The organism is Klebsiella sp. H-Nf2, from assembly GCF_002806645.1.
Classification (GTDB): domain Bacteria; phylum Pseudomonadota; class Gammaproteobacteria; order Enterobacterales; family Enterobacteriaceae; genus Klebsiella; species Klebsiella variicola.
The window spans coordinates 185,479-206,746 of the sequence record NZ_PIBL01000002.1; the positions used below are offsets into that span (position 1 = coordinate 185,479).

23 protein-coding genes and 1 pseudogene are annotated in these 21,268 nt (G+C 59.8%); 8 read left to right on the forward strand and 16 right to left on the reverse strand.

All coding sequences use genetic code 11. From position 1 onward, the window contains the following. Positions 1–114: 114 nt before the first annotated feature. Both dnaG and rpsU read right to left on the reverse strand, forming a co-directional pair. On the reverse strand, positions 115–1,860 hold the full coding sequence (gene dnaG, locus CWM58_RS07585) for a DNA primase (protein WP_061153271.1): 1,746 nt from the start codon (positions 1,858–1,860) through the stop codon (positions 115–117). A 111-nt stretch (positions 1,861–1,971) separates the two neighbouring features. Then, a complete protein-coding gene (gene rpsU, locus CWM58_RS07590) occupies positions 1,972–2,187 on the reverse strand; it encodes a 30S ribosomal protein S21 (RefSeq protein WP_001144069.1) in 216 nt (71 codons plus the stop codon). 237 nt (positions 2,188–2,424) lie between these two features. On the opposite strand from rpsU, the gene tsaD reads away from it, so the two are divergent. Further along, positions 2,425–3,438, forward strand: coding sequence for a tRNA (adenosine(37)-N6)-threonylcarbamoyltransferase complex transferase subunit TsaD (gene tsaD / locus CWM58_RS07600; protein ID WP_100680665.1), 1,014 nt, complete (start codon positions 2,425–2,427; stop codon positions 3,436–3,438). A 44-nt stretch (positions 3,439–3,482) separates the two neighbouring features. On the opposite strand, the gene CWM58_RS07605 is transcribed toward tsaD, so the two are convergent. From CWM58_RS07605 to CWM58_RS07640, 8 genes are all read right to left on the reverse strand, one after another. Then, positions 3,483–5,090: a purine-cytosine permease family protein gene (locus tag CWM58_RS07605; RefSeq protein WP_032731264.1), complete on the reverse strand. Its 1,608-nt coding sequence runs from the start codon at positions 5,088–5,090 to the stop codon at positions 3,483–3,485. A gap of 152 nt (positions 5,091–5,242) precedes the next feature. Continuing rightward, a complete protein-coding gene (ureG, locus tag CWM58_RS07610) occupies positions 5,243–5,860 on the reverse strand; it encodes an urease accessory protein UreG (protein WP_002916877.1) in 618 nt (205 codons plus the stop codon). An 8-nt stretch (positions 5,861–5,868) separates the two neighbouring features. Next, entirely contained in the window at positions 5,869–6,543 is a 675-nt protein-coding gene (locus tag CWM58_RS07615) for an urease accessory protein UreF (protein ID WP_100680666.1), read from the reverse strand. 1 nt (position 6,544) lies between these two features. After that, a complete protein-coding gene (gene ureE, locus CWM58_RS07620) occupies positions 6,545–7,021 on the reverse strand; it encodes an urease accessory protein UreE (RefSeq protein WP_061153274.1) in 477 nt (158 codons plus the stop codon). A 9-nt stretch (positions 7,022–7,030) separates the two neighbouring features. Beyond that, positions 7,031–8,734: an urease subunit alpha gene (gene ureC, locus CWM58_RS07625; protein WP_061153275.1), complete on the reverse strand. Its 1,704-nt coding sequence runs from the start codon at positions 8,732–8,734 to the stop codon at positions 7,031–7,033. Further along, the gene (locus CWM58_RS07630) at positions 8,727–9,047 is read right to left on the reverse strand and encodes an urease subunit beta (protein WP_061153276.1); all 321 of its coding nucleotides are present in this window, start codon (positions 9,045–9,047) and stop codon (positions 8,727–8,729) included. The genes ureC and CWM58_RS07630 overlap by 8 nt, the downstream gene beginning before the upstream one ends. A 9-nt stretch (positions 9,048–9,056) precedes the next feature. After that, positions 9,057–9,359: an urease subunit gamma gene (locus CWM58_RS07635; protein WP_002916871.1), complete on the reverse strand. Its 303-nt coding sequence runs from the start codon at positions 9,357–9,359 to the stop codon at positions 9,057–9,059. Positions 9,360–9,368: 9 nt separating this feature from the next. After that, positions 9,369–10,193: an urease accessory protein UreD gene (locus CWM58_RS07640; protein WP_100680667.1), complete on the reverse strand. Its 825-nt coding sequence runs from the start codon at positions 10,191–10,193 to the stop codon at positions 9,369–9,371. Here CWM58_RS07640 and CWM58_RS29230 point away from each other — a divergent pair. Further along, positions 10,183–10,266, forward strand: a pseudogene (locus tag CWM58_RS29230) (short-chain dehydrogenase); the annotation flags it as partial. The gene CWM58_RS07640 and the pseudogene CWM58_RS29230 sit on opposite strands and share 11 nt — an antisense overlap. Positions 10,267–10,339: 73 nt before the next feature. Here CWM58_RS29230 and CWM58_RS29465 read toward each other — a convergent pair. Then, on the reverse strand, positions 10,340–10,420 hold the full coding sequence (locus tag CWM58_RS29465; RefSeq protein WP_319826643.1) for a hypothetical protein: 81 nt from the start codon (positions 10,418–10,420) through the stop codon (positions 10,340–10,342). 170 nt (positions 10,421–10,590) lie between these two features. Continuing rightward, complete coding sequence (plsY, locus tag CWM58_RS07645) at positions 10,591–11,208, reverse strand: glycerol-3-phosphate 1-O-acyltransferase PlsY (RefSeq protein ID WP_061153279.1); 618 nt, start codon at positions 11,206–11,208, stop codon at positions 10,591–10,593. A 107-nt stretch (positions 11,209–11,315) separates the two neighbouring features. Here plsY and folB point away from each other — a divergent pair, with 107 nt between their 5' ends. After that, complete coding sequence (folB, locus tag CWM58_RS07650) at positions 11,316–11,699, forward strand: bifunctional dihydroneopterin aldolase/7,8-dihydroneopterin epimerase (protein WP_004150923.1); 384 nt, start codon at positions 11,316–11,318, stop codon at positions 11,697–11,699. A 199-nt stretch (positions 11,700–11,898) separates the two neighbouring features. After that, positions 11,899–12,720, forward strand: coding sequence for an undecaprenyl-diphosphate phosphatase (bacA, locus tag CWM58_RS07655; RefSeq protein ID WP_061153280.1), 822 nt, complete (start codon positions 11,899–11,901; stop codon positions 12,718–12,720). A gap of 11 nt (positions 12,721–12,731) precedes the next feature. On the opposite strand, the gene CWM58_RS07660 is transcribed toward bacA, so the two are convergent. Both CWM58_RS07660 and CWM58_RS07665 read right to left on the reverse strand, forming a co-directional pair. After that, positions 12,732–13,973 (reverse strand): multifunctional CCA addition/repair protein, encoded by a 1,242-nt coding sequence (locus tag CWM58_RS07660; protein WP_100680668.1) that lies wholly within the window; start codon positions 13,971–13,973, stop codon positions 12,732–12,734. A gap of 61 nt (positions 13,974–14,034) precedes the next feature. After that, the gene (locus tag CWM58_RS07665; RefSeq protein ID WP_008806527.1) at positions 14,035–14,655 is read right to left on the reverse strand and encodes a TIGR04211 family SH3 domain-containing protein; all 621 of its coding nucleotides are present in this window, start codon (positions 14,653–14,655) and stop codon (positions 14,035–14,037) included. A 214-nt stretch (positions 14,656–14,869) separates the two neighbouring features. Here CWM58_RS07665 and CWM58_RS07670 point away from each other — a divergent pair, with 214 nt between their 5' ends. From CWM58_RS07670 to hldE, 3 genes are read left to right on the forward strand one after another with little or no spacing between them, the layout of a single operon-like run. Beyond that, on the forward strand, positions 14,870–16,168 hold the full coding sequence (locus CWM58_RS07670; RefSeq protein WP_100680669.1) for an inorganic triphosphatase: 1,299 nt from the start codon (positions 14,870–14,872) through the stop codon (positions 16,166–16,168). A 20-nt stretch (positions 16,169–16,188) separates the two neighbouring features. Continuing rightward, entirely contained in the window at positions 16,189–19,026 is a 2,838-nt protein-coding gene (gene glnE, locus CWM58_RS07675) for a bifunctional [glutamate--ammonia ligase]-adenylyl-L-tyrosine phosphorylase/[glutamate--ammonia-ligase] adenylyltransferase (protein WP_165785744.1), read from the forward strand. Positions 19,027–19,084: 58 nt separating this feature from the next. Beyond that, the gene (hldE, locus tag CWM58_RS07680) at positions 19,085–20,518 is read left to right on the forward strand and encodes a bifunctional D-glycero-beta-D-manno-heptose-7-phosphate kinase/D-glycero-beta-D-manno-heptose 1-phosphate adenylyltransferase HldE (protein ID WP_008806524.1); all 1,434 of its coding nucleotides are present in this window, start codon (positions 19,085–19,087) and stop codon (positions 20,516–20,518) included. Between the two features lie 77 nt (positions 20,519–20,595). Here hldE and CWM58_RS28475 read toward each other — a convergent pair whose 3' ends face one another. Next, positions 20,596–20,745, reverse strand: a complete 150-nt coding sequence (locus CWM58_RS28475) for a hypothetical protein (RefSeq protein WP_032431268.1) — start codon at positions 20,743–20,745, stop codon at positions 20,596–20,598. On the opposite strand from CWM58_RS28475, the gene glgS reads away from it, so the two are divergent. Next, complete coding sequence (glgS, locus tag CWM58_RS07685; protein WP_004205248.1) at positions 20,737–20,934, forward strand: cell surface composition regulator GlgS; 198 nt, start codon at positions 20,737–20,739, stop codon at positions 20,932–20,934. The genes CWM58_RS28475 and glgS overlap by 9 nt on opposite strands. A gap of 35 nt (positions 20,935–20,969) precedes the next feature. Here the strand turns inward: glgS and ubiK are convergent, their stop codons facing one another. Then, complete coding sequence (gene ubiK, locus CWM58_RS07690) at positions 20,970–21,242, reverse strand: ubiquinone biosynthesis accessory factor UbiK (protein WP_002916856.1); 273 nt, start codon at positions 21,240–21,242, stop codon at positions 20,970–20,972. Positions 21,243–21,268: the final 26 nt, after the last annotated feature.

Genomic DNA, 21,268 nt, shown 5'->3' on the forward strand with positions numbered 1-21,268 from the left:
CTGTCGGGGGCTTCCCGATCGATACTCGGCACTTAAGCCGTTAAATTCTGATCCTTCACGTTGTTCTGCGTTTTCTTGCTGCCTTGATACAACGTGAATGATGTTGTCTGTCATTTATTTTTTCGCCAGCTCCTGGCTGATAGTCCAGAGTTCCCGGCGTTCTTCACTGCTTAAACCGTGTGTGCGATCGCGAGCTATCAACTCTTCTTGTCGCAGTTCCAGCAGTGAATCAAACATATGATTGAGCGAGTCGGTGAAGGTCTGTTCAGCGATATCTTTATCTGCTATATCGTCCCACATCGACAGTTTTTCAAGGGTTGCGGCCTCTTTTGTGCCGCGATATTGCTCTAAAAGTTGCCCGGTTGTCAGACCAGGCTGCGCCAGACAGCTTTTCACCAGTTCGCTGAACAGGCTAAGCCCTGGCATTTTGCGCGAGTCCAGTCCCTCCAGCGGTGGGACTAACGGCGCCAGATCCGGGTTTTGCACCAGCAGTCCTATCAGTATACGCATGGTCGTGCGTTTTAGCTGTGGTACGGGACGCGGCGCGCCATTTTCAGACTGTTTTGGCATTAAACGTTCAAGCTGTGCGTCATCTAAAATGCCCAGCTTGTTGCCCAGTTCCTGACGCAAATAGATGCGCAGCGTTTCGCCGGGTACCTGAGTGATCAGCGGCAGCGCCAGCGTGCTCAGCTGCGCGCGCCCGTCTGGGGTACTCAGATCGACCTGCGGCAGCAGGCTGTTAAACAAGAACGTGGAGAGCGGCTGAGCCTGCTCCATCCGCGCCTCAAACGCCGCTTTGCCCTCTTTACGCACCAGCGTATCCGGGTCTTCGCCGTCAGGCAGAAACATAAAACGCAGCTGGCGACCATCGGTCATGTACGGTAGCGCCGTCTCCAGCGCGCGCCAGGCGGCATCGCGGCCAGCCCGATCGCCGTCGTAGCAGCAGATGACGTTATTGGTCACCCGAAACAGCAGCTGGATATGGTCGGCCGTGGTCGAGGTACCCAGCGAGGCCACGGCATAGTTGATGTCGTATTGCGCCAGCGCTACGACGTCCATATACCCTTCGACAACCAGCAAACGCGGTGGTTCGGGGTTGTCCTGCTGTGCTTCATACAGGCCATACAGCTGGCGGCCTTTATGGAATATGTCGGTTTCCGGGGAGTTCAGATACTTCGGCAGGGCATCGCCCAGCACTCGTCCGCCAAACCCAATCACCCGGCCTCGCTTATCGCGGATGGGGAACATCACCCGTTCGCGGAAGCGGTCATAACTGCGTCCCTGATCGTTGGTGACCAGCATGCCGGCATCAATAAGCGACTGGCGGTTTTCTTGATTGCCGCCAAAACGTTTTAAAACGTTATCCCACCCGGGGGGAGCATAGCCGATGGCAAAGCGCGTAATCACCTCGCTGCTTAACCCCCGTTTTGCCAGGTACTGGCGCGCAGGGTCGGCGGCGGGCTGCATCAGAGACTGTTGGTAAAACGCATTCAGACCATCCAGTAACTGGTAGAGATTTTGCCGTTGATGGCGCTCTATCTGGCTGGGTCCGTTGCCTGCTTCATAAGGCACTTCGAGGTTGTGCATGGCGGCCAGCTCTTCGACCGTTTCCACGAACTCGAGCTTGTCGTAGTTCATCAGGAAGTCGATAGCATTGCCGTGCGCCCCGCAGCCGAAGCAGTGGTAAAACTGTTTTTCACCATTGACGGTGAAAGAGGGGGTTTTTTCGTTATGGAACGGACAGCACGCGTGAAAATTTTTGCCCTGCTTTTTCAGCTTTACCCGCGCATCGATCAAATCGACGATGTCGGTTCTGGCAAGCAGATCGCTAATAAATACACGTGGAATTCGTCCAGCCATAAGCCCCGTTATTTCTGATGACTATAAACGAAAATAAGCCGCGCATTCCTTTCGGAAGCACGGCCTTACAACTACAACTCGGTCTGAATTGAGAGCGTCGCTCTCAACAGATTAGTACAGACGAGTACGGCGTGCGTTTTCGCGAGCCAGTTTCTTCGCGTGACGTTTCACTGCAGAAGCTTTAGCGCGCTTACGTTCGGTAGTCGGTTTTTCATAGAACTCACGACGACGAACTTCCGCCAGAACACCTGCTTTTTCGCAGGAACGCTTGAAGCGACGCAGAGCTACGTCGAACGGCTCGTTTTCACGTACTTTAATTACCGGCATGTGCCTCTCACCTTTGATTAATTCGGTTTGCCGCTGGCCGCAATGCCAGCTTATTTCAAAATGGTGCGGAATTTTACTGCAACTACTGCTGCTTTGTAAAGCACCGGCGCCTTTTTTGAAAGGGACTTTTATAAGGGTGAGGAGTATACACGAACAGAGCACCAGGGGTGAGCAAAGTTTTACATCGCCGGTCATTGGACCTACACTGCGCGGTATTGAAGCGAGGTAAAACAACTCATGCGTGTACTGGGCATTGAAACATCCTGCGATGAAACCGGCATCGCGATTTATGACGACCAGCAAGGTCTGTTAGCCAACCAATTGTATAGTCAGGTGAAACTGCATGCGGATTACGGCGGCGTGGTGCCGGAGCTGGCATCGCGTGACCATGTGCGCAAAACGGTGCCGCTGATCCAGGCGGCGCTGAAAGAAGCCGGTCTGACGGCGAAAGATATCGACGCCGTCGCTTATACGGCGGGCCCTGGCCTGGTTGGGGCGCTGCTGGTCGGGGCGACCGTTGGCCGGTCGCTGGCCTTCGCCTGGAACGTGCCGGCGATCCCGGTACACCATATGGAAGGGCATCTGCTGGCGCCGATGCTGGAAGATAACCCGCCGGCGTTCCCGTTCGTGGCGCTGCTGGTTTCCGGCGGCCACACCCAGTTGATTAGCGTCACCGGTATTGGTCAGTATGAACTGCTGGGCGAGTCGATTGACGATGCGGCGGGCGAAGCCTTTGATAAGACGGCGAAACTGCTGGGGCTGGATTATCCCGGTGGGCCGATGCTGTCGAAAATGGCCGCTCAGGGCACCGAAGGCCGCTTCGTCTTCCCGCGGCCGATGACCGACCGTCCGGGGCTCTATTTCAGCTTCTCGGGCCTGAAAACCTTCGCCGCCAACACCATTCGTAATAATGGCGACGATGAGCAAACCCGCGCCGACATCGCCCGCGCGTTTGAGGATGCGGTCGTCGATACGCTGATGATTAAATGTCGCCGCGCGCTGGAGCAAACCGGCTTTAAGCGTCTGGTGATGGCGGGAGGCGTGAGCGCCAACCGTACCCTGCGGGCGAAGCTGGCGGAGATGATGCAAAAACGCGGCGGCGAGGTGTTCTACGCCCGCCCTGAGTTCTGTACTGACAACGGCGCGATGATTGCCTACGCCGGCATGGTGCGTCTGCAAACCGGCGCCAAAGCCGAGCTCGGCGTGACGGTTCGTCCGCGCTGGCCGCTGGCCGAGCTGCCTGCCGCCTAACGCCTCCTGAAACAGGCCGACGTCACGTCGGCCTGCCTTCCTGACTACTCCATACTTTTACACAGCGAACAGATCGCTCCCTGATGCTTGTGCGAGTGCATCACGTCCGGGCGCTCATACTCTTCCTCACAGCTAACGCATTGATACACGGTGGTGGAGGCGTTCCCCGCCGCGTCATAGCGCGGTTCGGCGATGCCGTCATCCACCTGCTTAATATAGTAGCGCCCGCGGGTAAGGATCCCCATCAGCGGGGTCATGACAAAGGCGACGACCAGCGCAATCAGCGGCGAGAACGGTGCCAGCGTCGCGCCCAGCAGGCCGAAGAAGGCGCAGATCGATAGCCCGGCGGCCAGGCCAAAGGAGACCACGCCCACCGGGTTAACGTTGTAGATCATGCCGCGACGATACTCCGGCTGCGCCGGCGCCAGCTTGAGCAGGCCTTTATTAAAGGTGATGTCGGTCGCCACCACCACGACCCAGGCGATGGCGAAGTTGGAGTAAAAGCCGAGGATCCACGACAGGGCGCTGAACATATCACCTTCCATCAGCGCCAGGGCAATCGCCAGGTTGACCACCACAAAAATAATCCGTCCCGGATAGCGTTTGGTGGTGCGGGTCCAGGCGCTGGTCCACGCCAGCGAGCCGGAGTAGGCATTGGTGACGTTAATTTTGATCTGCGAGATCACCACCAGCACCACCGCCAGCGTCAGAGCCAGCCAGCCGGGCACCAGGTTATCGAAGACGCTGACGAACTGCTGCACTGGTTCGGTATTGTGCACCGCCGGGAAACGGGTCAATAGATAGAAGCCGAGGAAGGCGCCGATGATCTGTTTGATCGCGCCTAACACCACCCAGCCCGGGCCGGCGGAAAAGACCGCCAGCCACCAGCTTTTACGGTTCTCAGCGGTTTTAGGCGGCATAAAGCGCAGGTAATCAATTTGCTCGCCAATCTGCATGATCAGCGACAGGCATACCCCGGCGCCGAGCATGATGGCGGTGATATCCACCGTCGACGCGCTGTTTTTACCGGCGAAATGCAGGAAGCCGTCCACCAGTTGCGGATCTTTGACAATCAGCCACACCACCGGCACCACCATCAGCACCAGCCATAGCGGAGTGGTCCACACCTGCAGGCGGGTCAGGGCTTTCATGCCATAGACCACCAGCGGGAGCACCATCAGGGTGGCGATCAGATACCCCATCCACAGGGGGATCCCGAGGCCCACCAGCAGCCCCTGGGCCATGATCGAGCCTTCAAGGGCGAAGAAGATAAAGGTGAAGCCGGCAAAAATAATACTGGTGATCACCGAGCCGAAATAGCCGAAGCCGGCGCTGCGGGTGATCAGGTCAAGGTCAATGTTGTAGCGCGCGGCGGTGATCGCCAGCGGAATGCCGGTGAGGAAGATCACCAGCGCCGCCACCAGGATCGAATAGATGGCGTTGCTGGTACCCCAGGCCATACCGATGCTGGCGCCGATGGAAAAGTCGGCCAGGTAGGCGATGCCGCCCAGCGCCGTGACCGCGACGACGCCAGGTCCCCAGCGGCGGAAGCTCAGCGGGGCATAACGCAAGGTGTAATCTTCTAAGGTTTCCCGGGAGCCGGAAGTCCGCGTTGTCGCAGGTAATTCAGGGTTGAGATCCAGTGATGACATAGTCATTCCTTAATGGTTAGGCATGACTTGAATTAGCAAACCTTATGCCATATTGCAGGGCAGGCGTGGCGGGGAGGGTGGTGCAGGGTGATAGAAGAGAGAGCAGGGGCTGCACCATCCGGACGCGCCTGCGCCCGGCTGGTGCAAAAGGTCTATTTGCCGAGCATGCCTTTGTCTTCAAGGAAGGCGATAATGGTGCTCAGGCCGTCGCCCTGCTTCAGGTTGGTGAAGGTCCATGGGCGATCGCCGCGCATACGCTGGGTATCGCTCGCCATCACTTCCAGCGACGCGCCCACATAGGGGGCAAGGTCGGTTTTATTGATCACCAGGAAATCGGATTTGGTGATCCCCGGCCCGCCTTTGCGCGGGATCTTCTCCCCTTCAGCCACATCGATGACGTAGATGGTCAGATCCGCCAGCTCCGGGCTGAAGGTGGCGCTCAGGTTGTCGCCGCCGCTTTCCACGAAGATAAGGTCGAGGTTACCGAATTTTTCGCTCAGTGCTTCCACGGCAGCGAGGTTCATCGAGGCATCTTCGCGGATCGCCGTATGCGGGCAGCCGCCGGTTTCCACACCGACAATGCGTTCAGGCGCCAGCGCGCCCGCTTCGGTAAGGATACGCTGATCTTCTTTGGTATAGATGTCGTTAGTGACCACCGCCAGCTGCCAGGTATCGCGCATCGCTTTGCACAGCGCTTCCAGCAGAGCGGTTTTACCGGAGCCGACCGGGCCGCCGACGCCGACGCGCAGTGGGTGTTTATAAGAATTCATGGCTTCTCCTAGGAACGGAATAATCGGGAGTATTGGGTTTCATGCCGGGCAGAGGCGATGGCGGCGAGCGGGGTGGCCGATCCGATATCGCCGTCCGGCGTGGCCAGCGCGCGGGGCATCTCGGCCGCGTAGTGGTCGCAAAGACGTAAAATCAGCTGCTGGGCGGCCTGCTGGCCGAAGGGCACCAGCTTGACGCCAGCCATCACGGCGCTCTCAATCCAGCTGTAGCCCAGGCTGAGGGCCATCTCGGGCAGCGCGATGCGCCAGCGAACGCCGAGCCAGGCCATCCCGGCGAGCTGGCTTTGCTGGCACAGCGTGCGCCACGGCGGCGGACAGTCCGGCTGCCAGTCGCTCAGCAGACGGGCAAACGCCGCGCCGCGGTTGCGCTCTTCGTCCCGCAGCTCACGGGTTTCCCGGCAGGCCAGCAGATAGGCGGTCCAGCGCTGGGCCGCAGCGATATCGCCTTGTTCGCAGGCGCGGTACAGGCGGGCGAACAGCGGCAGGTCAACGGTAAAAAAGCCCGCCGTCATCTGCCGCCGCTGCCAGCGCTCGAAGGCCGCGACATCCGATACCCAGCCGGCTTCCACAGCCCACTCCAGCCCCTGGGACCAGCTGTAACCGCCTACCGGCAGGTTGCTGCTGGCCAGCTGCATCAGCCGCAGGCGTTGTTCTGCTGTCGACATGCTAGTGGCTGTGAGCGTGGTGGGCATGATGAGTATGATGATGACCGTGGCTCTCGCTGGCGTAAGCGCCGGCTTCCGGCTCGAACGGCAGCTGGGCAAAGGTCACCGTCAGGCCGAACTGGCGCAGCATATCGTCCAGCACGTGATCGTGATGGTAGCGCAGCTCGCCTGGCATGATCTGCAACGGCACGTGACGGTTGCCGAGGTGGTAGCAGGCCTTCGCCAGCGTAAACGGATCGTCGCAGCGCACCACCGACACCCCTTCATCAGCGGCAATCACCTGCACAAACTCGGTGCCTTCTTCGTTGCTGAGCACATCGCCGCCGCGCAGCAGCAGGCCGCGGGGCAGCAGCAGGCCGGCTTCCCGGCCATCGTTGAGGGTGACCTTAACCCGGCTTTTGACGCGAACATCAATCGGCAGCGTAACGCTGGCGGTCGCGGCGCTGGGGATCTCCAGACGTTGAGTTAAATAAAGCATCCGCTCTCCTTAAAACAGAAAATACCGTTGCGCCATCGGCAGAACGTCTGCCGGCTCGCTGGTGATGAGTTCCCCATCCACCCGCACCTCATAGGTTTGCGCGTCGACGGTAATGTTAGGCTGCAGGCTGTTGTGCACCATGTCGGCTTTCTGCACCGTACGGCAGCCTTTCACTACGGCGATCGCACTGTGCAGGTTCAGCCGCTCGGCAACGCCGTTGTCCGCCGCCGCCTGCGACAGGAAGGTAAGGCGGCAGTGATGACGAGCGCTGCCCAGGGCGCCAAACATCGGACGGTAATGCACCGGCTGCGGGGTCGGAATCGAGGCATTGATATCGCCCATCGGCGCGATGGCGATCATGCCGCCTTTGATCACGGTAGCGGGTTTCACACCAAAGAAGGCTGGTGACCAGACCACGAGGTCCGCCAGCTTACCCACCTCAATGGATCCGACTTCGTGCGCGATGCCGTGGGTCAGTGCCGGGTTGATAGTGTATTTGGCGATGTAGCGCTTCACACGGAAGTTGTCGTTATCCCCGGTCTCTTCCGCCAGCGCTCCGCGTTGTACCTTCATGCGATGCGCCACCTGCCAGGTGCGGAGGACCACTTCCCCGACGCGACCCATGGCCTGCGAATCGGAGGAGGTGAGCGAGAAGGCGCCGAGGTCGTGCAGCACGTCTTCCGCGGCGATGGTTTCCCGGCGAATACGCGACTCGGCAAAGGCCACGTCCTCGGCAATGTCCGGGTCCAGATGGTGGCAGACCATCAGCATATCGAGATGTTCATCGATGGTGTTGAGGGTGTAGGGCAGCGTTGGGTTGGTGGACGACGGCAAAATGTTCGGATGGGCGCAGGCGGTGATGATGTCCGGCGCATGGCCGCCGCCGGCCCCTTCGGTATGGAAGGTGTGTATGGTGCGCCCGCCGATGGCGGCGAGGGTGTCTTCCACAAAACCGGACTCATTGAGGGTGTCGCTGTGCAGGGCGACCTGAATATCCATTTCATCGGCGACGGTTAACGCACAGTCGATCGCCGCCGGCGTGGCGCCCCAGTCCTCGTGGATTTTCAGGCCAATGACGCCCGCCGCCACCTGCTCGCGCAGGGCATCCGGCTGAGAAACGTTGCCCTTGCCCAGCAGGCCGATATTGACCGGCAGGCTGTCGGCCGCCTGCAGCATGCGTGAGATATACCACGGGCCCGGGGTACAGGTGGTGGCGTGGGTGCCTGCGGCCGGGCCGGTGCCGCCGCCGACCATGGTGGTCACGCCGGAGACCAGCGCCTCTTCCGCCTGTTGCGGACAGATCCAGTGAATATGGGTATCGATCCCGCCGGCGGTGACGATCTTGCCTTCGGCGGCAATCACTTCCGTCGCGGCGCCGATGGGGATGGTGACGTTGGGTTGGATGTCGGGGTTACCGGCTTTGCCGATGGCGAAGATCCGCCCGTCCTTCACGCCGATATCGGCCTTGACGATCCCCCAGTGATCGACGATCAGCGCATTGGTGAGCACCAGGTCGACACAGTCGGCGGCCAGCATTTGTCCCTGGCCCATCCCGTCGCGGATCACTTTGCCGCCGCCGAATTTGACCTCTTCTCCGTAGGTGGTCAAATCATCTTCCACCTCGATCCACAACTCGGTATCCGCCAGGCGCACCTTGTCGCCGACGGTGGGGCCGAACATATCGGCATAGGCCTGGCGTGAAATATTACTCATCAGTTGCCTCCAGAGGGCCCATGACCTCGCCGCGGAAGCCGAAGACGGCGCGGTGACCGGCGAAGGCCACCAGCTCGACCTCGCGTTTCTGGCCGGGTTCAAAACGTACCGCCGTGCCGGCCGGGATATTCAGGCGATAGCCAGTGGCCTGCTGACGGTCGAACTTCAGCGCCGGGTTGACCTCGGCGAAATGGTAGTGCGAACCGACCTGAATCGGTCGATCGCCGTGGTTCTCAACGACCACGCGACAGGTCGCCCGGCCGGTATTAAGGGCTATCTGACCGGGCTTAACGTGATATTCACCGGGGATCATGGCGCTACCTCAGATAATCGGGTTGTGAACGGTGACCAGCTTCGAGCCGTCCGGAAAGGTGGCTTCGACCTGGATATCCGGGATCATTTCCGGGACGCCCTCCATCACCTGCTCGCGGGTCAGGACGTGACGGCCTTCCTCCATCAGTGAGGCCACGCTTTTGCCGTCGCGGGCGCCTTCCATAATAAAAGCGCTGATCAGGGCCACGGACTCCGGATAGTTGAGCTTCAGGCCGCGGGCCAGGCGGCGTTCCGCCACCAGCGCGGCGGTAAACAGCAACAGCTTGTCTTTTTCTCGGGGGGTCAGTTCCATAACGTTCTCTTAAGTCAGCCAGATTCGGGGAAGTACGGGAGACTTGCCGGTGAGATGAGGGCGCAGAAACTGCCAGACGTCGCGCATCACCTGCTGGCAAATCAGATTATCGTCACTGAGGAAACGCACCGTTAGCAGGCGGTCGGTCAGGCTGGCGCCAGCGTAGAGACCGAGCGGCGCCAGCGCGTCGCGCACCCCGTCGAGCAGGGCATCGGTAGCCGGATAGCACAGCAAAGTGCCGACCCAGGGACGTTCGGCGACGCTGGACAGCTCTCCCTCCTGCAGGTGCAGGCGCTCAACCAGCAGCGGTATCTCATCCACCCACACTTCCAGCCGGTTGCTGAGGGTGCCGTGGCTGAAGGTTTCGCCAATCACCGGGCGGCCAAGGCAGAGCAGATCCCAGGCCAGCAGCGTGCTGGAGGCGCAAAGATGAAAGGTGGTGGACAGCCGGGCATTCGCCCCGGGAAAGAAGATGGCATCCTGCGGGAGCCACTCCAGGGTCGCCTGCGGGGCGAGGGTCAACTGCTGGCGCAATAGCGCTTGCGCACCGCTGCTGCGGTAAAACTTGCTGGCGCCAGGCATGGTTATCAGCGTATGGCAGCCGGGGTCAACGTGGGCGCTAATTGTCAGCTCATCACCGCCGACGATGCCGCCGGGCGGGTGAAGCAGATAGAGGTGACAGGTCTCTTCTTCCGGGTAAAACGGGCGCTGGACGGTCAGCGGGCCGACGTGTTGGGCGCGGGCGAGAACGGTCTTGCCTCCGGCCTGCTGAAAGCGGAGATCCAGCGTGGCCTGCCAGCCTTTTTTGAGTGGTGATAACACGGTGCCGTGCAATGTTGCGCCCCTGCAAAATCAAGATAAAACAGCAGCAATGAGTATTGATCGGTGGGAGATTATCCCGGTCATATGAAACGCTTATGTCATCCGTTACCCGGCGCGTCGCGACGGGCGCGAGGGGAAAGCGGCATAACCGCTCTGAATTATTCACCCGGATAATCTTTGCCGTCAATATCCTTATCCGCCGACTGGCCGCGGCGGATAAGGCGGGAGGACGGGCCCATCCGCGATGCCAGCAGGCGGCGGAACTTTTGCTTTTAGTCACGGCTAACACGTTGTTACAAAAGGGGGATGTGGCGATTACCACGTATCATGACGACGTGGAGCAAAAGTGCGGGTGAGATGGGTAAACCGGACCGAGGATCCCCCCGGCATGGGGGGCCGGGAGGGGAGATTACTTCTGCTCTGGCGTTTTTTTCTTCTTCACCCGGGGCCAGATTTTGCTCTCCTGGCGACGCCACAGACGCTGAATGTTGTCATGATGGCGCAGGAGGATCAGGCAGGAGAGCATCGACACCGGAAAGGTGTACTGCGGTTTAAACCACCAGACGTAGAAAGGGGCGATAAGCGCGCTGACGATAGCGCCAAGGGACGAGTAGCCGCTGAGCAGGATGGTCAGCAGCCAGGTCCCGGCCATCACCCCGGTCAGATCGAGACCGATGGGCGCGATAGCGCCGAAGGCCGTGGCGACGCCTTTACCACCGCGAAAATGAAAGAAGATGGGCCAGATATGGCCTACACAGGCGGCAATCGCCACTAACCCCAGCCAGAACGGCGTAAGGCCCAGCGCCCAGGCGCCCCACACCGGGAGCATGCCCTTCAGCACATCAAAAATAAGTACCGCTACGGCCGCCCCTTTTCCGCCAATTCGTAGTACGTTAGTGGCCCCGGGGTTGCCTGAGCCGCTGTCGCGTGGGTCGGGCAGGCCAGCAAGGCGACATACCAGAATGGCGCTGGAAATGGAGCCGCAGAGGTAGGCGAGGAGTACCAGTCCAGGCGCGATTGCACTCATAACGCTGTTCCGTTTTGAAAATGTCGTTGTATTCTCTGCATCTGTGGATAATACGCATAATTCGCCGGAAGTGGTATCCGGTTTAGCTAAAAAGCAGGCAGGGCGTGATGGATATTGTATTTATAGAGCAACTTTCGGTAATCACCACCATTGGTGTTTATGACTGGGAACAAACCATTGAGCAGAAGCTGGTGTTCGATATCGAAATTGCATGGGATAACCGCAAGGCCGCTGCCAGCGATGATGTCAGCGATTGCCTCAGCTATGCTGATATCAGCGAGCGAGTGATCGCGCATGTGGAGGGGGGGAAATTCGCGTTAGTGGAGCGGGTGGCGGAAGAAGTGGCCGACCTGCTGCTGGAAACATTCCAGTCGCCATGGGTGCGTATTAAAGTCAGCAAACCTGGCGCCGTGGCCCGCGCGGCAAATGTCGGTGTGATTATTGAACGTGGCCTTAATCTGAAACAAAACTTTTCAGGTCATACTTGTTAAACAAATTGCGTTTATACCGGTCATAGCATCCGGTCATCAGGCGATTTAACTGGCGATGTTCTTTCAGAACGGTGAGCGAATCCTCGTGTACTCCGTGTACGCTGAGGGGGGCTTGTGCGGTCTGGCTGCCGGGTTGTGTCTGTTGAACGATAGCGTGTTCCTGGTTTTTTTCATTTTACTTTTTAAAGGGTTTAATTGAATGAGCGATATACACTCGCTGCTGGTGGCGGCAATATTGGGTGTGGTTGAGGGGTTGACAGAGTTTTTACCTGTTTCCAGTACCGGTCATATGATTATTGTTGGACACCTTCTGGGGTTTGAAGGTGATACGGCAAATACCTTTGAAGTGGTTATTCAGCTAGGCTCGATACTCGCCGTGGTGGTGATGTTCTGGCGTCGTCTGTTCGGTTTGATCGGCATTCATTTCGGCAGGCCGCCGGAGCATGAAGGCAAAGGCAGCGGTCGCTTGTCGCTTATCCATATCCTCCTCGGTATGATCCCCGCGGTGGTGCTGGGGCTGATTTTCCACGACACCATTAAATCCTTATTTAACCCGGTAAACGTGATGTACGCCCTGATTGTCGGCGGCGTATTGCTGATTGCGGCGGAAGTACTCAAGCCGAAACAGCCGCGCGCGGTCGGCATTGACGATATGACCTATCGTCAGGCGTTTGTCATCGGCTGCTTTCAGTGCCTGGCGCTGTGGCCGGGTTTCTCGCGCTCCGGGGCAACCATTTCCGGTGGCATGCTGATGGGCGTCAGTCGTTATGCGGCGTCGGAGTTCTCTTTCCTGCTGGCGGTACCGATGATGATGGGCGCCACCGTGCTGGACGTTTACAAGAGCATCGGCTTCCTGAACGCGGGCGATATCCCGATGTTTGCCGTCGGCTTCGTGATGGCGTTTATCGTGGCGCTGATTGCGATTAAAACCTTCCTGCAGCTGATCAAACGGATCTCGTTTATCCCGTTCGCTATCTACCGCTTTATCGTGGCGGCAGCCGTTTACGTGGTCTTTTTCTAAGACCAGTGCCCTCAGCCTTGCGGCTGGGGGCAACGTTGTTCCTTCCACTGCGCCACCGCCGCAATTCTCCGCCGCGTCAGCTCTTCGCGAATTTCCACCCCTTTAAATCCCGTCGCCACCACCTCTTTGGTGGAGACAGACTGCGCCACTTCCCACGCCTCCAGCAGCAGACGCCCTTGTGGGTAATCGCTGGCCTCGAAACCGGTGCGTCCGCGGACGTCGGCTTCGCTGGTGAGGGCTATCTGCTGTACGCGCTGCGGTTTGCGCCAGGCGTCAATGCTGTCGAAGAGTTTGACGAGGGTTTTCGGCTGCAGGATCGGCAGGGTGTGGATCAAGTCATGGTACTCCGCCACCAGTTTCGCGAGATCGCGGATATCGTTTGGCACCCGCAGACGCGCGCAGAGCTGTTCTACCAGCTTGACGCCCGCCGGGCCATGGCCGTGGTGACGCGGCCAGAGCGCTTTCGGCGTCAGCCCTTTACCGAGGTCATGACACAGGGTGGCGAAACGCACGTCGACATCCGGCGACAGCATCGCGGCCATCGTGACGGTCATCAGGGTGTGCAGGCCGGTGTCGATTTCCGGGTGCCACTTCGCCGGGGCGGGCACGCCGTACAGCGCGTCAATTTCCGGGAACAGCACCTTAAGAGCCTGGCAGTCGCGCAGCGTCTGGAAAAAGACCTGCGGATTGCGGGTGGTTAACGCGCTTTCCGTCTCTTTCCACACCCGCTCCGGCGTTAAATGCGCCAGCTCACCGGCCTCAACCATCGCATGCATCAGGGCCTGGGTTTCTTCGGCAATGCGAAAGCCCAGATGCGCATAGCGGGCAGCAAAGCGCGCCACACGCAGCACGCGCAGCGGATCTTCGCTAAAGGCGGGAGAGACATGGCGCAGCAGGCGCAGGCGGAGATCGTTTTGCCCGCCGTAGGGGTCGATGATCGTGCCATCGGCATCCTGGGCGAGGGCGTTGACCGTCAGGTCGCGGCGCAGCAGATCGGCTTCGAGGGTGACGTCCGGGGCGGCATAGCAGGTAAAACCGGTATAGCCCGCGCCGGATTTGCGTTCGGTGCGGGCCAGGGCATACTCCTCCCGGCTTTGCGGATGGAGGAACACGGGAAAGTCGCGGCCTACCTGTTGGTAGCCCGCGTCAAGCATCTGTTGCGGGGTGGCGCCCACCACCACCCAGTCTCGGTCTTTGACCGGCAGTCCTAATAGCGCATCGCGCACCGCACCGCCGACCAGATAGCTCTTCACGCCCGATTCTCCCGTATCTGTTTTTCGCAAGATGATACGTAAGTCTGGCAGAGAAGACGAATTAGTTCATCCACCGGTCTTTACGTTTGCGGCTTGGCACCAGATGCGGCAGCACCAGACCCAGCAGCAGACCGACGCCGAGCACGCCGCCGCCGTACATGAACCACTGCATGATAATGGTGCGCTGTTTGTCATCAAGCTGCAGATTCGCCGCATTCACCTTCTTCTGCGCGACCACCAGCTCGTTTTTCAACTTCTGGTTCTCGTCCTTCAGCGCGTTAATCGCGCTGTCGCTGCCGGCGACTTTCTTCTGCATATCCGCCGTGCGCTGGTTCCAGGTGGCGTCGATGTTGTTCAGTTTATCAGTCAGCGTTTTGACCTGGTTTTCCAGATCCGGGACGCGGGTGCGCAGGCTGGGCTCATTGCTCAGCTCTTTCAACGGGATCCAGGCGGTACGGCCATTGCTGTCGCGGACCTGCGCATAACTGGTGCTGTCGTTTGTCTGCAGCACAGACACTTCTTCCCCGGCGTTGATGGTGCCGACCAGACGATAATTATCGCCCGGGCCGCTGCGAACCCAGGTGTTCAGCTCATCGGAAACGTAGCGCTTTTCTTCTGCGTGAACCGCCGTAGCGGCGCTAAGCGCGAGCAAAGTAAAAGTAATCAGGCGTAATTTTGGCATCAGGTCATCGTTTGGTCATAAAAAGTGGAACGATAGTAGAGGCATCGCCAGAGCGACGCAAAGTTTTCCACCACAATCGGAATCATCCAGGAGGTGGCCCGGCAAAAAGCGCGTTGCATGGCGATTCGCCGCAAAATACTATCTACTGACAAAAAATATCGTCGTAAGTTCGCCGCAATTTGTCGGCGCAGCACAGAAGCGGAAGAATTCAGTCATGGCTCAAGAAATCGAACTCAAGTTTATCGTCGCTCAGAATGGGGTAGAGACGCTGCGCGAGCAGCTCAATGCGCTCGAGGCGAAACATACGCCTGCGGGCCAGTTACTGAACATTTATTACGAAACCGCCGATAACTGGCTGCGTCGTCACGATATGGGGCTGCGCATCCGCGGCGACCAGGGGCGTTATGAAATGACGCTGAAAATTGCCGGCCGGGTGGTAGGGGGGCTGCACCAGCGTCCGGAATACAACATTCCACTGGATAAACCGGAGCTGGCGCTTGAGCGTCTGCCGGAGGTGGTCTGGCCGCAAGGCGAGCTTCCGGCCGCGCTGGCGGAGCATGTCCAGCCGTTGTTCAGCACTGATTTTGCCCGTGAACGTTGGGTGATACAGGAAGGGAATAGTGAGATTGAGATCGCCCTCGATCGCGGCGAAGTGAAGGCTGGCGAACATCAGGAGCCGATCTGCGAGCTGGAGCTGGAGCTGCTTGCCGGGGAGACCGCCGATCTGCTGCGCCTTGCGCACCGTCTGCTGGAGAGCGGCGTACTGCGCCAGGGGAGCCTGAGCAAGGCTGCACGCGGGTATCATCTGGCGCAAGGCAATGGCGAGCGTCCCGTCACCTCGCTGACGTTGCTAACGGTGCCGGCGAAGGCCAGCGTGGAGCAGGGGCTGGAGGCGGCGCTGGAGAGCGCCCTGGCGCACTGGCTGTATCACGACGAAGTATGGCTGCGCGGCAATGCGAAAGCCAAAGCGGAAATCCTTCTGGCGTTAGCCCGCGTGCGCCATACCCTCGTGCTGTTCGGCGGCATCGTGCCGCGTAAGGCGACCACCCAGCTCCGCGCCTTGCTGAACGACGCCGAAGCCGTTCTGCTGGCCGCGGACACCGCCGACGAGGCGTTATTCCGCACCGAGGTCGTCGGCGCCAAACTGGCCCTGACCGAATGGCTGGTCCAGCGCGGCTGGCGTCCGTTCCTCAACGAGGCGGGAGAGAAAAAAATAGCCGGATCTTTCAAACGCTTTGCCGATATTAACCTCTCGCGGGTGGCGGCCGAGCTGCGCAGCGCCGTGCAGCATCTGGCGGTCGAAGATGCCGCCGACCAGTTGCCGAAGCTGTCCCGTGACATCGACAGCGTCCAGCTGCTGGCGGGCGCCTATGGCGACGCCGTCGCGCCGTGGCTGGAGAACTGGCAGGAGCTTCACCGTGCAATAGAACATGACGATCGCAGCGTCTTTGAATATTTCCGTCGCCAGGCGCTGGCTGCCGAGCCGTTCTGGCTGCATAGTGGAAAACGATAATTTCAGGCCAGGGAGCCCTTATGATGCCGCTTTCTCCGCAATTACAGCAGCACTGGCAGACGGTCGCTGACCGTCTGCCAGCGGATTTTCCCGTTGCCGAACTGAGCCCACAGGCCAGGTCGGTAATGGCGTTCAGCGATTTTGTCGAACAGAGTGTGATCGCCCAGCCGGGCTGGCTGAATGAGCTTGCGGACTCCTCGCCGGAGGCGGAAGAGTGGCGGCATTACGAGGCCTGGCTGCAGGATCGCCTGCTGGCAGTCACTGACGAAGCGGGGTTGATGCGAGAGCTGCGTCTCTTCCGCCGCCAGATGATGGTCCGCATTGCCTGGGCGCAGGCGCTGTCGCTGGTGAGCGAAGAAGAGACTCTGCAGCAGCTGAGCGCGCTGGCGGAGACCCTGATTGTCGCCGCCCGTGACTGGCTGTACGCCGCCTGCTGTAAGGAGTGGGGAACGCCATGCAATGCCGAGGGCCAGCCGCAGCCGCTGCTGATCCTCGGGATGGGAAAGCTGGGCGGCGGCGAGCTGAACTTCTCTTCCGATATCGATCTGATCTTTGCCTGGCCTGAGCATGGCGCCACCCGCGGCGGCCGCCGCGAGCTGGATAACGCCCAGTTCTTTACCCGTCTGGGGCAGCGGCTGATCAAGGCCCTTGACCAGCCAACGCAGGACGGCTTTGTCTATCGGGTTGACATGCGCCTGCGGCCGTTTGGCGACAGTGGACCGCTGGTGCTCAGCTTTGCGGCGCTTGAAGATTATTACCAGGAGCAGGGTCGGGACTGGGAACGCTATGCGATGGTGAAAGCGCGGATCATGGGAGATAACGACGGCGTGTACGCCAGCGAGCTGCGCGCGATGCTCCGTCCCTTCGTCTTCCGCCGCTATATCGACTTCAGTGTGATCCAGTCGCTGCGTAACATGAAAGGCATGATCGCCCGCGAAGTGCGGCGCCGCGGGCTGAAAGATAACATCAAGCTCGGCGCCGGCGGGATCCGCGAAATTGAGTTTATCGTTCAGGTCTTTCAGCTGATCCGCGGTGGTCGCGAACCTGCGCTGCAACAGCGCGCCCTGCTGCCGACGCTGGCGGCGATTGATGAGCTACATCTGCTGCCGGAAGGCGACGCGGCGCTGCTGCGCGAGGCTTATCTGTTCCTGCGCCGGCTGGAAAACCTGTTGCAAAGCATCAACGATGAGCAGACCCAGACTCTGCCGCAGGATGACCTCAACCGCGCCAGGCTGGCGTGGGGGATGCATACCGAAGACTGGGAGACGCTGAGCGCGCAGCTGGCGAGCCAGATGGCCAACGTGCGGCGAGTGTTTAATGAACTGATCGGCGATGATGAGGATCAGTCCCCGGATGAGCAACTGGCCGAGTACTGGCGCGAGCTGTGGCAGGATGCGCTGGAAGAAGATGACACCAGCCCGGCGCTGGCGCATTTAAACGATACCGACCGCCGCAGCGTGCTGGCGCTGATTGCCGATTTCCGCAAAGAGCTGGATCGGCGCACCATCGGCCCGCGCGGCCGCCAGGTGCTGGATCAACTGATGCCGCATCTGCTGAGCGAAATCTGCTCGCGTGCCGATGCGCCGCTGCCTCTGGCGCGGATCACGCCGCTGTTGACTGGCATCGTCACCCGCACCACTTATCTTGAGCTGCTGAGCGAATACCCCGGCGCGCTGAAGCACCTGATCACGCTCTGCGCGGCGTCGCCGATGGTCGCCAGCCAGCTGGCGCGCCACCCGCTGCTGCTGGATGAGCTGCTGGATCCCAACACCCTCTATCAGCCGACGGCGACCGATGCCTATCGCGACGAGCTGCGCCAGTACCTGCTGCGTGTGCCGGAAGAGGATGAAGAGCAGCAGCTGGAGGCGTTGCGCCAGTTTAAGCAGGCGCAGCAGCTGCATATCGCGGCGGCGGATATCGCTGGCACCCTGCCGGTGATGAAGGTCAGCGATCACTTAACCTGGCTTGCCGAAGCGATCCTCGATGCGGTGGTGCAGCAGGCATGGGGGCAGATGGTGGCCCGCTATGGCCAGCCGACCCACCTGCACGATCGCCAGGGGCGCGGCTTTGCCGTCGTCGGCTACGGTAAGCTCGGTGGTTGGGAGCTGGGCTACAGCTCCGATCTCGATCTGGTGTTCCTCCATGACTGCCCGGCGGAGGTGATGACCGACGGCGAGCGGGAGATCGACGGCCGTCAGTTCTACCTGCGGCTGGCCCAGCGGATCATGCATCTGTTCAGCACCCGTACCTCGTCCGGTATTCTCTACGAAGTGGACGCCCGGCTGCGCCCTTCTGGCGCGGCGGGGATGCTGGTCACCACCGCCGACGCGTTTGCTGACTATCAGCAGAACGAAGCCTGGACGTGGGAACATCAGGCGCTGGTGCGCGCCCGCGTGGTCTATGGCGACCCGGCGCTGCAGGCACGCTTTGACGCCATTCGTCGCGATATTCTGACCACCCCGCGGGAGGGCGCCACCCTGCAGACCGAGGTTCGCGAGATGCGCGAGAAGATGCGCGCCCACCTTGGCAACAAACATCCCGATCGTTTTGATATCAAAGCCGATGCCGGTGGGATCACGGATATTGAATTTATTACCCAGTATCTGGTCCTACGCTATGCCAGCGACAAGCCGAAGCTGACCCGCTGGTCTGATAACGTGCGTATTCTCGAGCTGCTGGCGCAGAACGACATCATGGACGAGGAGGAGGCGCGCGCCTTAACGCATGCGTACACCACCTTGCGTGATGCGCTCCATCATCTGGCCCTGCAGGAGCTGCCGGGACACGTGGCGCCAGAGGCCTTCAGCCGGGAGCGCGAGCAGGTCAGCGCCAGCTGGCAGAAGTGGCTGATGGCTTAACTATAAAATCGGGTGTGCTATTATCGCGCGCAAAGTTTGCGTCTCGCAGGAGAGAGTCATGAAAGTAACGCTGCCGGAGTTTGAACGTGCAGGAGTGTTGGTGGTGGGTGATGTGATGCTGGACCGCTACTGGTACGGCCCCACCAGTCGTATTTCCCCGGAAGCCCCGGTGCCGGTGGTGAAGGTGGAAAATATCGAAGAACGTCCTGGCGGCGCGGCAAACGTAGCGATGAACATCGCCTCCCTGGGGGCAACGTCGCGCCTGGTGGGATTGACCGGGATTGATGACGCTGCCCGCGCGCTGAGCCAGGCGCTGGCCAATGTTAATGTGAAGTGCGACTTCGTCTCCGTTCCGACTCACCCGACCATCACCAAGCTGCGGGTGCTGTCGCGCAATCAGCAGCTGATCCGCCTCGACTTTGAAGAGGGTTTCTCCGGCGTGGATCCGCAGCCGATGCACGAGCGCATTCAGCAGGCGCTGGGATCCATTGGCGCGCTGGTCCTCTCGGACTACGCCAAAGGGGCGCTGACCAGCGTCCAGACCATGATCGCGCTCGCACGTGAAGCGGGCGTGCCGGTGCTGATCGATCCGAAAGGCACCGATTTCGAACGCTACCGCGGCGCGACGCTGCTCACCCCGAACCTCTCTGAGTTTGAAGCGGTGGTGGGCAAGTGTCAGGATGAAGCGGAGATCGTTGAACGCGGCATGAAGCTCATCGCTGAATTTGAACTGTCGGCGCTGCTGGTGACGCGTTCTGAGCAGGGGATGACGCTGCTGCAGCCGGGGCGTCCGCCGCTGCATATGCCGACCCAGGCACAGGAAGTGTACGACGTGACCGGCGCCGGCGACACGGTGATTGGCGTGCTGGCGGCGACCCTGGCGTCCGGCAACACCCTGGAAGAGGCCTGCTATTTCGCTAACGCCGCGGCGGGCGTGGTGGTCGGCAAGCTGGGGACCTCCACCGTTTCCCCTGTCGAGCTGGAAAACGCGGTCCGCGGCCGGGCTGAGACCGGCTTTGGCGTGATGAGCGAAGAGGAACTCAAACAGGCGGTTGCGGCGGCGCGCAAGCGCGGCGAGAAAGTGGTGATGACCAACGGGGTCTTCGACATTCTGCATGCCGGCCATGTCTCCTATCTGGCGAATGCGCGCAAGCTGGGCGACCGTCTGATCGTGGCGGTTAACAGCGATGCCTCAACCAAACGTCTGAAAGGCGAAACCCGTCCGGTGAACCCGCTGGAGCAGCGGATGATCGTGCTGGGGGCGCTGGAGGCCGTCGACTGGGTGGTCTCCTTCGAGGAAGATACTCCGCAGCGACTGATTGCCGGCATCCTGCCGGACCTGCTGGTCAAAGGCGGCGATTATAAGCCGGAACAGATCGCCGGCAGTGAAGAGGTCTGGGCTAACGGCGGTGAAGTGCTGGTGCTCAACTTTGAAGATGGCTGCTCGACCACCAATATTATTAAGAAAATACAAAAAGATAGCGACAAATAAGCTTTCCGCTATTCACTGGCTTGTACGGTGAAGCATCACGGCCCGCGATAGAGATATCGCGGGCCGTTTTTATTTAATCATGTGGAAAATGATTTAGCGCAATAAATAATCATGTTAAGCGCATTTTTCGTACAAATGGCGTTAAGGTAAGCGTAAATACTGAAGTAAGTAAAAGGCATATGACTGATCAGAACATCCACCGCTGAAGGAGTATGCGCATGAACCATAACGATATGTATTCAATGAAGAATTTTGATTTTTTGGCGCGGAGTTTCGCCAGAATGCACGCGCAAGGCCAGCCAGTTGATCTTCAGGCCATTGTCGGCAATATGGATGAAGAGCATCGTGAATGGTTTTGCCAGCGTTATGAACTTTACTGTCGTCAGGTGAACAGCCCGGCGGAAGCCGCACACTAAGCCAAACGCAAAACGGGCCCCCAGGGGCCCGTTTTTTACTGCTGCTCTTCGCTGCCAGGCGTCGCTGCCGGGCGGTTTTCGAGGTCATTCAGACGCTGCTCCAGCAGCGCCAGTTTTTCGCGGGTCCGCAGCAAAACCTGAGTCTGTACGTCAAACTCTTCGCGGCTGACCAGATCCAGGCGGGTCAGCTGCGACTGCAGCGCCTGGCGGATTTTCTTCTCAACATCCTCACCCAGATCGCGAAGTCCTTTTGGCATCGACTCATGGACCTGGCGGGCGATTTGTTCAATTTTTTTCGGGTCAATCATGGTGGTTTCCTGCTCGGGTCGGATGA